Here is an 11,813-nt window from a genome sequence, read left to right as displayed (position 1 = left end):
GATTGCCCGCCTACCCCAATTCCTTGAAGCGCTCCATGGCCTGGACCAGAGCGGCGCGGGTGCCCGGTTCCATGGCGGAATGGCCGGCATTGGGGATGATCTGATAGCGGGCTTCCGGCCAGGCCTGGGCGAGGTCGTCGGCCGAGCGGATCGGGCAAACCAAATCATAGCGACCCTGGACGATGACGGCCGGGATGTGGCGGATTCGGTTCACATTTTCGAGCAGGAAGTTGTCGGGCAGGAAGATGTTGTTGAGGAAATAATGGGCTTCCGTGCGGGCGAGGCCCAGGGCCAGGGTATCGCCGGAAAAAGCCTGCACGGTCTCGGGGCTGGGCAGCAGGGTCGAGCAGCTGCCCTCATAAACGCTCCAGGCCCGGGCGGCCGGCATGTGGATGGCGGGATCCGGATTCATCAGGCGCTTGTGATAGGCGCCCAGCAGATCGTGCCGCTCGTTTTCCGGGATGAAGCCCGAAAAAGCCCGCCAGGCTTCCGGCGCCAATTCCCGGATGCCATACAGGAACCATTGGATCTCGGATTGCCGGCACAGGAAAATGCCGCGCAAAGCCAGGCCCCGCACCCGGTCCGGGTGGAATTCGGCATAAGCGAGGGCGAGGGTCGAGCCCCAGGAGCCGCCGAAGACGAACCAGGATTCCACCCCCAGATGCCGGCGCAGGCGCTCGATATCCTCGATGAGGAGGGGGGTGGTGTTGTTGCGGATCTCGCCCAGCGGGCCGGACCGGCCGCTGCCGCGCTGGTCGAAAATGACGATGCGGTAATGCTTGGGGTCGAAAAAGCGGCGATGGCTGGCATTGGCACCGGCCCCGGGACCGCCATGCAGGAACACCACGGGAATACCGTCGGGATTGCCGCTTTCCTCGAAATACATCTTGTGGAGGTCGTCGAGGGGCAGTTCTCCCACCCGAAAAGGTTCGATCTCGGGATACAGGTCCTTGGCGGCCATGATGTTCGGGCGGTCTTTCTGCTGTCGCGGGTAATTCCGGCCGGGCGGTTATAGCATGCGGAACCAGGACCGATTCAACGAGTTCTAGTAGCCGGTAGCCGCGTTCCTTAGGTGCGTTGCGGCAAAATTCAATCCTGCGTGAAGCTGAAAAATCTGGCCGCCGGACCCCCGCGCCACGCTAATATTGCGGCCAGATTCAAGAATCACCGACCTCCGGAGTGCCCTCATGCGCACCAAGCACCTGCTCCCCGCCCTGGCCCTTGCCACCATCGCCGCCTTGGTGTCGGGCTGCATGCAAGCCACCAGCCCGGCCACCGGGCGGACCTTCTCGACCTCGGTCACCGAGGCGCAGGAAACCCAGATCGGTGCCGAGGAGCATCCCAAGATCCTGGCCGAGTTCGGCGGCGCCTATGACGAGATCCCGGCCCTCAACCGCTATGTGGATTCCGTGGGCCAGTTCGTGGCGGCGACCTCGGAACGGCCGGAAGTAAAATACACTTTCACCCTCCTTAACTCGGCCGATATCAACGCCTTCGCCTTGCCCGGCGGCTATATCTACATCACGCGCGGCTTGCTGGCGCTGGCCGTCAACGAGGCCGAGATGGCGGGTGTGCTGGGCCATGAAGTGGGCCATGTCACCGCGCGCCACACGGCCGAGCGGATCGGCCAGCAGCAGCAGGCGCAGGTGGGTGCCACCCTGGGCACGCTGCTGGGTGCCATCCTGGGCGGCGAACAGGGTGCCCAGATGATGGGCGCGCTCGGCAACGAGGTGGCGGCGAATTATCTTGGCAAATACAGCCAGGATCAGGAATTCGAAGCGGATACCCTGGGTGTCCGCTATCTGCGCCGGGCCACCTACGATGCGCAGGCCATGGCGAGCTTCCTCGCGGCACTCGATGCCGATACCCGCCTGCAGGCGCGGCTTGCCGGCAATGCGGCGGCGGCCGATCAATATTCGATGAAGCAGAGCCATCCGCGCACGGCGGACCGCGTGCAGCAGGCGATCAACGCCGCCGGGCCGGTCGAACCCAATGCCATGCTGGCGCGCAACGAATACCTCAAGCAGATCGACGGCATGATGTATGGCGACGATCCCAAGCAGGGCATCGTGCGCGGGCGCGATTTCATCCATCCCGATCTCAAACTGGCCTTCACGGTGCCGCAGGGCTATCGCATCCAGAACCAGCCCGACGCGGTGATGGCCCAGGGGCAGAATGGTGCCCTGATCTTTGACATGGGGCCGTCCAATGTCGGTGATCTGGTCAGCTATGTGCAGAGCCAGTGGAACCCCAAGGCCAAGGTCGAGAGCGTGCAGCGGGTCAACATCAACGGCATGGAAGGGGCGACCGGTATCGCCCAGGGCAGCATCAACAACCAGAAGGCCACCTTCCGCCTGCTCGCCGTACGCTTCGTCGACAACCGTGTCTACCGTTTCCTCTTCGCCGCCCCCCAGGGCGCCTTCAGCGGCCAGGAATCGGCGTTCTCCGCCACCGCCAATTCCTTCCGCCAGATCTCGGCCAGCGAGGCCTCCGGCTTCAAGCCCAAGCGCATCCGTCTCGTGACCGTGCAGGCGGGCGATACGGTCGAGAGCCTTGCCAACCGCATGGCGGTCGATGAAGCGAAGCTCGACTGGTTCAAGGTCCTCAACCGCCTCGATCAGGGCCAGCCCCTGCAGGCCGGCCAGATCGTCAAGATCGTCAGCTACTGAACGAGCGGCACCTGAACCGCATCCGCCAGATCATGGCCAGTTCGATCCGCCTCCCCATCTGGCTGGTGCTCGCAGTGACGTTCGGCGGCCTGGCGACGCTGGCGATCGTGGTCGTTGCCTGGGGCATCAATCGAATCGCGGTCGAGAATACCACCGACCTCGTCAACGTGATCGCCGAGCGGGAATTGCTGACGCTGGAACAATCCTTGCGTTCGGAACTCGACCCGGCGTTGCAGGAAGTGACGTTCCTTGCCGAATATATGCGTGACGGCAAGGTTGGTGCCGATGACGATCAGCGTCTCACTGATCTGCTGATGGGCTCGCTCTCGGCCTCGCCGCAAATCAACGGCGTGGTTTTTATTCGGCCCGACCTGCAGGCGGTCGTCGCCGGTCGGCAGATCAACGGCGAGGCTTTTTTCACCAGCGTCACCGACGGTCTGCGCGATTCCCAGATTCGCGAGACGCTCCGGGCCGGCCAGGCCGCGCAGAGCCCGGTATGGGACCGGCCGACATATATCATCAGCCTCGGACAGCCATTGATGACGGCGCTGGCCCCGGTCAGGATCGATGGTGAATTCGCCGGCGTCTTTGCCGCCGTGGTTTCACTGCCGGTGATTTCGCGCCGGCTCGAGGAAGCGACGGTTAACCCCAACGCGACGCCTTTCGTGCTGATCGATGACGGCATCGTCTTTGCGCATCGCAATCTGTTTTTCGGCGGCCTGAAATTCTCGGCGGATCGGCCCTTGCCGCATTTCGACAAGGTCGGCGATGCGGTGCTCGCAGCCTTTGACGTGCGCCTGGCCCAAGTGACGGATTCACCCAGCCAACGCGGCCCCGCTTTTCTGGAGCAGGATGTCTATATCGGCGATGGGCATCATTTGATCATCTTCAAATACGCGCCATCCCTGCTCGGCATGCCGCTGACAATCGGCGTGCATGTCCCGTTTTCCGAGGTGGAGCAGGTCTTCGTCGCCCTCGAATCGGCCCTCTATCGCGCCCTGATCGTGATCCTGGTGGCGATCGTGCTGGCGCTGATCCTGGGGCTGCTGATCGGCCGGCCGATGCGGGCACTGGCCGATGCCACGAGCCATCTGGCGGCCTTGTCGTTCGGCGATGCGCCGACCTTGCGCCACAGCCGGTTTTCCGAAATCGACATCGCGGCCGATGCCTATAACCGCATGCGCTCGGGTCTCGGCTGGTTCTCGACCTATGTGCCGCGCACGCTAGTGCCACTGCTGATGCGTGCCGACAGCAACGAGACGCTGGCCTCGCGCGAGGTCGAGGTGACGGTGCTGTTCACCGACATCGTCGGTTTCTCCGGCATCGCGCAGCGCCTCTCGGCGCGGCGCCTGGCGGCTTTTCTCAACCGCCACTTTTCGCTGCTGGGCAGCCGCATCGAGGCCGAGGGCGGCAGCATCGACAAGTATATCGGCGATTCCATCATGGCCTTCTGGGGTGCGCCGGAAGCGCAGCCGGATCATGCGGCGCGTGCCGCGCGTGCCGCCCTTGCCATCCATGAACGCCTGAGCAGCGACAATGCGCGGCGCGCCAAGAAAGGGCTTTCGCCTGTCCGCATCCGCATCGGCATCCATTCCGGCCGGGCCATCGCCGGCAATATCGGCGCGCCCGGGCGCATCAATTACACGCTGGTCGGCGATACCGTGAACATCGCGCAGCGCCTGGAGCAATTCGGCAAGCAGGTGGATGACGGCTCGCGCTCGGCGGTGATCTCGCTCAGCGCCGACACGGCGCAATTGCTGCCGTCCGACCTGCCGCTGACGCCGCTCGGTCATGAAGTGCTGCCGGGGCGGAAGGAGGCCACGGAAATCTATCGGCTGGGCAATGGCGGCTAGGGTGTCCCGATCGGTTTCACCCACCAGGGATCCTTGCGCCGCTTGGCATGGAGATCGCTGAGATCCTCGAGATAGAAGAACTGGCGGATCGCCCCCGAGACACGGAACGGGAAGACGCCGAACATGATCAGCTTCTCGGTTCCATTGGGGCTGGGCCAGGTGTATTCGCCGGCCTCCGGAATGCCGGTCAAGGCGATGCGGCGATAAATCTCGTCGAAGAAACGAGCGCTTCTTTCGGTCGGCCCGGTGAAGAGTTCGTCGAGATAGCGGCCGGTCAGTGACATGCCGGCGATGTCATCGGACAAGGTACCGACCATGCGATAGCGCAGGCGCCCGGTTCCTTCCTCCATCTCGACGATGTGCAGGCCGCGCATCATCGGCGCGACGGCGGTTGGATCGAACAACTCCCGGTCCGGCACGCCGCCGCCGGCAAGGCCACGCCAATAGGCGTGAAAATCCAAGATCAGGCGACTTGGCTGCATCTCGATTCCGGTGACTCAGGCTTTGACTTGCTCAGGCTTTGACTTGCTCAGGCTTTGACTTGCTCAGGCTTCGACGAGGTCCAGCAGCTCGCCTTTGGGATCGATCAAGGCAGCGAGCGCCTTGCCACCGTAACCGCAGCCCCCATCCAAGGTCAAAGTGAAGGCACCCTGGGCGGGGCCGGCATGGGCGCGATCGAAGCCGCGCACGACTTTCAGGAACTCGCCATAAGGATGATCGAGTGTCGCGAAGCCCGGGCCGCCCCACCAGAGCGAATCGCCCTGCGCCGAGAGCGGGCGCTCTGGGTCCAATCCGGCATGAACGAAGAGCAGGCCAAGATCGGCGGTATAGGCGGCACGGCGGATGCTGGTCATGAGGGCGGCGTGGCCGGGACGGGCCTGCTGGGCCGCGCGCAGCGAATTGGTCCAGCGCGTGATCGCGATGGCGCCTTCGCGGCAATGGATGATGCCCTCGGCCGGGTCGCCGCCATAGGCCGAGATGGTAGGGCCGACACCCTGCTGCAGCATCCAGGGCAGTACCTCGCGCGGATTGGGCGCGAATTGCAGTTGCAGGAGCTTCGACCACATTTCTTCCTGCTGGCCGCGCAAATAGACGATGTCCTCGGGGAACATATAGGGGCGCGCCAGAATCTGGCGGCGGAAGGAAATCAGCTCATCCACCGTGCCGGCGACATCGGGCCCGCGCCCCAGGAACCCGCCCAGATAGACGAGGCGGTCGGTGGCCGGCACGAAACTGTCGCCGATATAGGCATGGAGTGCGCGCAGGCGGGTCATGTCGCCATGCACCGGCGAGACCGCCCAAATGCGGCCAGCCTTTTTCAGAATGGCGAATTTTTCTCGTTCGGGCATGACGCTGCTGTGTTCGGCGACTCGGGATCGTGGGGCCCAAGCATAGCATGCCATTGCCCTGTCTCCCGCGGATGGGCGAAAGAGCCAAGAACGCAGCGCCGAGGATGGAGAGCGATAGGGGGAGGGATCTTAAAAATCCCCCGACGGATGGACCGGAAGGGGATCCGGGAACCATCCGTCGTCAGCGGTCGGGCCGCTCGGGGAGCCTCTCTGAGGAGAGAGCCGGTTGCCGCTGTTTAGGCGGCCTTCATGACCTGATGCAGACGTTCCGTCGCCGCTTCCTCATCCATGCCTTCGATGGCGGCGAGTTCGCGCACCAAGCGATCGAGGGCTGCCTGATAGATCTGGCGTTCGCTGTAGGATTGGTCCGGCTGGTCGGCATTGCGATGCAGATCGCGCACCACCTCGGCGATCGAGACCGGATCGCCGGAATTGATCTTGGCTTCGTATTCCTGGGCGCGGCGCGACCACATGGCGCGCTTCACGCGCGAACGGCCCTTGAGCGTCTGCAAGGCGGTCTCCATGACCTTCTTGCTGGACAGCTTGCGCAAGCCGGAATTCTTGGCCTTGGCGACGGGGACGCGCAACGTCATGCGGTCCTTGTCGAACAGAATGATGATCACCTGGAGCGCGTGACCCGAGATTTCCTGGCTCTCGATTCCCATCACCTTGCCCACGCCATGGGTGGGGTAGACGACGAAATCGCCCTTGCGGAAACCCATATCCTTGTCCTTGGCGGCGGGGACCGCCTTCTTCGCTTTTTCGACCACGTTCGGCTCCATCTATCTCATCCGATCACTGAACACGCGCGTTTAAATTTCTGCCGCCGACATCGTCGGCGGCGCTCATCTCTGACGCCAATTCAAGGGGTGGTTTCCCGGTTCAACTCTCAGGGACCTCCCATTCAAACAGCGGATTGTCGTTCTCCACTCACGTCCGGTCCGATTCAGGACCTTGCCTCAACCACCCTTCCCGTCCGGCTGCCTTGCCCGCCAAGACGCCACGGTCCAGCCGTGACATATGGGGATGGCGCCTTGCCTTTGAACGGTACCCGCCCGCAGCCCTGCGGCGATGATCGCGCATGGCTCAAAGCAAGGCCGTCCCTGAGACGGTCACATTCCGCCGTCCTGAGACAGCGATACCAACTCCGAGCCCGATTTCCGGCTCGCAGCCAAAAAAAAGCCGTTCTCGGTCTCGCGTGGATTCCGAGTCTGGCTCTCACTCACTTGTAGGCTTGGACGGAGGTGAAAAGGTTAATCTTTCCAACGGATTCCGCCCGAACGACCTAGGTCAATTTTATAGCAAAAATCCGGCTGGAATTCAAGGAAAGGCAGTTATGCGCTGGGTGCAGCAGGAGCTCATACCCGCCATAGCGTTACGCCATCCGGGGGGATCAAAATCTGGATTCTCGGCCAGGCCCGGACCGCGACAAAGCAACGCAGAAGGAATAAAATACTACGAAATCCGCAGTTATAGCAATTTGATCCGCTATCGGAGAACGGGGCCGTTCCCGGATTTCAGGCCTTGCCCGGATTTGGGTCGAAATGCTTCTCGAACTTGTCCGCGACACCTTTCCACTGGTCGGCATCGGCCGGGGCCTCGCCTTTGCGGGTGATGTTGGGCCAGGTCTGGGCGTATTGGCGGTTCATCTCGACCCATTTATCCGTGCCGGGCTCGGAATCGGGCAGGATCGCATCCGCCGGGCATTCCGGCTCGCAGACGCCGCAATCGATGCATTCGTCAGGATGGATCACCAGCATGTTCTCGCCGACATAGAAGCAATCGACCGGGCATACTTCGACGCAATCCATGTATTTGCACTTGATGCATGCCTCGGTAACGACATAGGCCATGAACGCCACTCCTGAAATCCGGCCGATCCCATCCTGCTCGGTCCTGCCGATTGGTACTGACCGGGTTGCTACAGACTGGATGGGTCTAATTCCGGCTAGCTAGCACAGCCCCGGAGGGCATGCAACCGCACGGCCAGTAGCGTTATGTGCATCCGATTCATTTGCTCAGCCGTGACTGTTCAATCGCCGTCTCCCATCAGGTCATCGAGGGCGCGCCGCTCGCGCTTGGTCGGGCGGCCGCTGCCCGGCTCGCGCTGCGGCGGTTGGCCGCCTTCCGGCGTAGCAATGCGCTGGCGTTCGGGCGGCGGTTCCAGATCCTCATAGAGCAGGCGTGCCTCGGGGGCGGGGCCGCGGCGATTGCCCGGCGCCAGCACCTTGATGACGCGGATATGCGGCCCCAGCGGAAAGGTCAGCACGTCGCCCACCTTGACCGCGTAATGCGCCTTGGCCATCGGCTGGCCGTTGAGGCGCAGGCGCCCGCTGGCGACGAGGGCCGTCGCCAGGCTGCGCGATTTCAGGAAGCGTGCGAACCACAGCCATTTGTCGATGCGGATTGTCTCGGTCATGGTGTGTCGGTCATTGGGTCTCGGGCTTGGGCGTTGCGATCGCTGCCGGCCGTTTCCTGCGGCGCTTGCGGCGTGGTGGTGGCACCGGCTTTGCCTCGAAGCTCTCGCGCAGCACCGACAAGGCGGCGAAGGGAGAATGGGGATCGAGCTTGGGCTCGGGCCGCCGCGGCAACGGTGCCGCTTTCTTGCGTGCGGCGCGGCTGGGTGCCCTGACGCCGCCCGGCAGGGTCGCGCGGAGATCAAGGGCACGCATGATCTGCCCCAGCATCTCGGTGCTCATGCCGAACTTCGCGGCATTGGCCTCGTCGGCGGAAAGCGTCTTTGCCTGCGCGGCATCGCGCAAGCCCTGTGCCAAGCGCTCCAGTTCGGCGAAACCGAAAGCGCGGGCGGCGATGACGCGCTGTCCGCTCGCCATCTGCCAGGCTTCCAAGGCGGCCGCATCGAGGGTGCTGGGATCGGGCTTGCCCAGGGGATCCAGGGCCAGTCGGTGCCAGAGTGCCGCGAGGAGCCGCAGCAGGCGCCGCTGCCGCTTGTCGTCGAGATGCGCCAGCCAGATGGTGACGGCGCCCAGGCGCACGCCGAGCCCCGCCAGGGCCTGACGATCGGCAGATGTAAGCGCGGCAAGCTGCGTCCGCAGGTCGCGGCGCTTGAGGGCGCCGAGACCTTCCGCCAATTGATAGACGAGGCCACGGGCGCCGGACTCGAGCTTGGCCGCCTGGGCGGTGAAGAGCGGCCGCAGGCGGTGCTTCAACAGTCGGTCCAGCCAATGCCGCAAACGCTGCGTGATCGCCTGGCGTTGCCGCCCGTCGATGAGGTCGATGGCACGAATCTCGATGCCCGGCCGCCAGGGCTGATCGCCGCGCTGCAAACGACCGATCGGAAAATCGCGCCAGGTGACGGCGCCATCGGCGGCGAGTTTGAAATCGCCGTCGGCGCTGGCGACCAGTTCCGTCACCTTGACGCGGATCGCAGGGCCGAGCACGCGCCGCGCGGCAGCCAGCAGGGGCCGCGCTTCCTCCGATTGCGGCGCGACCACGGGATGAAAATCGAGACCCTTCAGATGCCCCACCTCGTGGCCGGCGACGATCACTTGCCCGTCCGCCTCCACGCGCCCCTCCAGCGTGCCACCTTCGCTCAATTGGCGGTGCAGTGCGGCGTGGCGCCGGTCGACGAAACGCTGCGTCAGTGCCTCATGGAGGGCGTCCGACAAGCGATCCTCGATCTCCTGGGCGCGGCCCTGCCAATGCGGGGAATCCTGGATCCAGTCGCCGCGATTGGCGATATAGGACCAGGTGCGGATATGGGCGATGCGTTGCGTGAGGTGATCGATGTCGCCGTCGATGCGGTCGAGGCGCTGCATCTGATCGGCGATCCAGTCGGTCGGCAGGCGCCCCATGGCGAGACCACTGCCAACCAGATGCCGATAGATCTGGCCGAGAAGGCGCAGATGCGCATCGGTCATCAGCTTCCTGAAATCCGGTACCTGGCAGACATCCCAGAGAAGCGCCACGCGCTGCTTGTTATGGGCGAGGGCGCGGATCTCCTCGTCGCGGCCGAGGGCCGCGAGACATTGATGATCGAGCGCTTCCTGCTGGCGGATGAGATTGGGATAAGGCGGCCGCGCGTCGAGACTCCTCAGCAAGTGATCGACCGAGCGGAAATCGAGCTCGGCATTGCGCCACATCAGGTTCCGGATGGGATCGACCCGGTGCGATTCCACCGCCTCGATCATATCCGGATCCATCGGTCCCACCTCGGCCGTAGTGCCGAAGGTGCCGTCGCTCATATGGCGGCCGGCGCGGCCCGCGATCTGGCTCACTTCGGCGCGGGTGAGGGCGCGGGCATGGCGCCCGTCGAATTTCCTGAGGCCCGCGAAGCAGACATGGCTCACATTCATGTTGAGCCCCATGCCGATGGCGTCGGTCGCCACCAGATAATCGACCTCGCCCGCCTGATAGAGCTCGACCTGGGCGTTGCGGGTGCGGGGGGAGAGCGCTCCCATGACGATCGCCGTGCCACCGCGCTGGCGGCGGATGAGATCGGCGATGGCATAGACATCATTGGCCGAGAAGGCGACCACGGCCGAGCGCGGCGGCAGGCGCGTGATCTTCTTGGACCCGGCATAAGAGAGGGTCGAAAAGCGCGGCCGGTTGACGATTTCGATTCCCGGCGCCAGGAGCTTCACCCAGGGTGTCGCCGCATCCGATCCCATGAACATGGTCTCGTCCATGCCCCGGGCGCGGATCAGCCGGTCGGTGAAGATATGCCCGCGCTCGGAATCGGTCGCCAATTGGATCTCGTCTACCGCGACGAAGGCTACCGGCCGGTCGAGCGGCATCGATTCCACGGTGCAGAAGAAATACCGCGCCCCCCGGGGAATGATCTTTTCCTCGCCGGTCACCAGCGCACAGGCCTCGGCGCCGACGGATTTCACGGCACGGTCATAGTTTTCGCGCGCCAGGAGCCGCAGCGGAAAGCCGATCATGCCCGAACGGTGCCCCAGCAACCGCTCCATGGCCATATAGGTCTTGCCGGTATTGGTTGGCCCCAGGATGGCCGTGAGGCGTTGCGGCTGCGCGTTCATGATGATCCCAGAATTGGCCCGCCTTCCGCCGGAATGCAAGTGGCCGGCGGCTGGGATGTCAGGATTTGACGCTGGGTCCCAAAAGGATTTAGAAGGCCATATGAGCCCCTATCAAGCGACCCAGAAATATTCCGCGCAGAAGGACATGACCGGCCGGCCGATTCCGCTTCACGGACCGGAAGGCTTCGAGGGCATGCGCCGCGCCGGGCATCTTGCCGCCCTCACCCTCGATTTCATCGGCGATCACGTCCGCCCGGGCATCAGCACGGCCGCCCTCGACAAATTGTGCGACACCTTCATGCGCGATCATGGCGCGGTGGCCGCCACGATCGGCTACAAGGGCTACAACCATGCCAGTTGCATCTCGGTCAATCATGTGGTCACCCACGGCATTCCCTCCGAGAAGAAGATTCTGGGCGAGGGCGACATCCTCAATATCGACGTGACACCTCTGGTCGATGGCTGGCATGGCGATTCATCCCGCATGTTCATCGCCGGTGCCGCCAGCGTGAAGGCGCGGCGGCTTTGCGACGTCACCTATCAGGCGCTGATGGCGGGGATCGCCATGGTGAAGCCCGGCAACACGCTGGGCGATGTCGGCCATGCCATTGAGACCCTGGCGCACAAGAACCGTTTCTCGGTGGTCGAGGATTTCTGCGGCCATGGGGTGGGCCGTGTGTTCCACGACGCCCCGCAGGTGCTGCATTATGGCAAGCCCGGGACCGGCGTGGTACTGGAACCCGGCATGATCTTCACGATCGAACCGATGCTGAATGCCGGGAAGGCGGATGTGAAGATCCTGGGCGATGGCTGGACCACGGTGACACGCGATCAGTCGCTCTCGGCACAGTTCGAACATTCGGTCGGCGTCACCGACACGGGTGTCGAAATCTTCACCCCCTCGCCCAGGGGTATCGAGTGGAAGGCTGCGGCGTAATC

10 protein-coding genes are annotated in these 11,813 nt (G+C 63.9%); 3 read left to right on the top strand and 7 right to left on the bottom strand.

The annotated features are described in order from the left end of the window. Positions 1-10 precede the first annotated feature (10 nt). Entirely contained in the window at positions 11-961 is a 951-nt protein-coding gene (gene pip, locus ACE3PR_RS11040; protein ID WP_374371649.1) for a prolyl aminopeptidase, read from the bottom strand. Positions 962-1,187: 226 nt separating this feature from the next. On the opposite strand from pip, the gene ACE3PR_RS11035 reads away from it, so the two are divergent. Then, entirely contained in the window at positions 1,188-2,669 is a 1,482-nt protein-coding gene (locus ACE3PR_RS11035; protein ID WP_374371648.1) for a M48 family metalloprotease, read from the top strand. A 32-nt stretch (positions 2,670-2,701) separates the two neighbouring features. Further along, positions 2,702-4,522, top strand: coding sequence for an adenylate/guanylate cyclase domain-containing protein (locus tag ACE3PR_RS11030; protein ID WP_374371646.1), 1,821 nt, complete (start codon positions 2,702-2,704; stop codon positions 4,520-4,522). Here the strand turns inward: ACE3PR_RS11030 and ACE3PR_RS11025 are convergent. The 6 genes from ACE3PR_RS11025 to ACE3PR_RS11000 all read right to left on the bottom strand — a co-directional run bounded on the left by ACE3PR_RS11025 (position 4,519) and on the right by ACE3PR_RS11000 (position 10,874). Beyond that, positions 4,519-5,004 carry a PAS domain-containing protein gene (locus ACE3PR_RS11025; RefSeq protein ID WP_374371644.1) on the bottom strand — a complete coding sequence of 162 codons (486 nt, stop codon included), beginning with the start codon at positions 5,002-5,004 and terminating at the stop codon, positions 4,519-4,521. The genes ACE3PR_RS11030 and ACE3PR_RS11025 overlap by 4 nt on opposite strands. A 63-nt stretch (positions 5,005-5,067) precedes the next feature. Further along, positions 5,068-5,871 (bottom strand): hypothetical protein, encoded by an 804-nt coding sequence (locus ACE3PR_RS11020; RefSeq protein WP_374371642.1) that lies wholly within the window; start codon positions 5,869-5,871, stop codon positions 5,068-5,070. A 236-nt stretch (positions 5,872-6,107) separates the two neighbouring features. Then, positions 6,108-6,653, bottom strand: a complete 546-nt coding sequence (locus ACE3PR_RS11015; protein ID WP_374371640.1) for a CarD family transcriptional regulator — start codon at positions 6,651-6,653, stop codon at positions 6,108-6,110. Positions 6,654-7,388: 735 nt separating this feature from the next. Further along, positions 7,389-7,724, bottom strand: a complete 336-nt coding sequence (gene fdxA / locus ACE3PR_RS11010; RefSeq protein ID WP_374371637.1) for a ferredoxin FdxA — start codon at positions 7,722-7,724, stop codon at positions 7,389-7,391. Between the two features lie 179 nt (positions 7,725-7,903). Then, entirely contained in the window at positions 7,904-8,290 is a 387-nt protein-coding gene (locus ACE3PR_RS11005; RefSeq protein ID WP_374371635.1) for an RNA-binding S4 domain-containing protein, read from the bottom strand. A gap of 10 nt (positions 8,291-8,300) precedes the next feature. Continuing rightward, positions 8,301-10,874 (bottom strand): helicase-related protein, encoded by a 2,574-nt coding sequence (locus tag ACE3PR_RS11000; RefSeq protein WP_374371633.1) that lies wholly within the window; start codon positions 10,872-10,874, stop codon positions 8,301-8,303. A gap of 100 nt (positions 10,875-10,974) precedes the next feature. Between ACE3PR_RS11000 and map the strand changes: the two genes are divergently transcribed. Beyond that, on the top strand, positions 10,975-11,811 hold the full coding sequence (map, locus tag ACE3PR_RS10995) for a type I methionyl aminopeptidase (RefSeq protein ID WP_374371631.1): 837 nt from the start codon (positions 10,975-10,977) through the stop codon (positions 11,809-11,811). The last annotated feature ends 2 nt before the right edge of the window (positions 11,812-11,813 follow it).

It is taken from the genome of Dongia sp., from assembly GCF_041909655.1.
Classification (GTDB): Bacteria; Pseudomonadota; Alphaproteobacteria; order Dongiales; family Dongiaceae; genus Dongia.
Note: the sequence above shows the minus strand (reverse complement) of the source record. Positions and strands in the feature narration are given on the sequence as shown.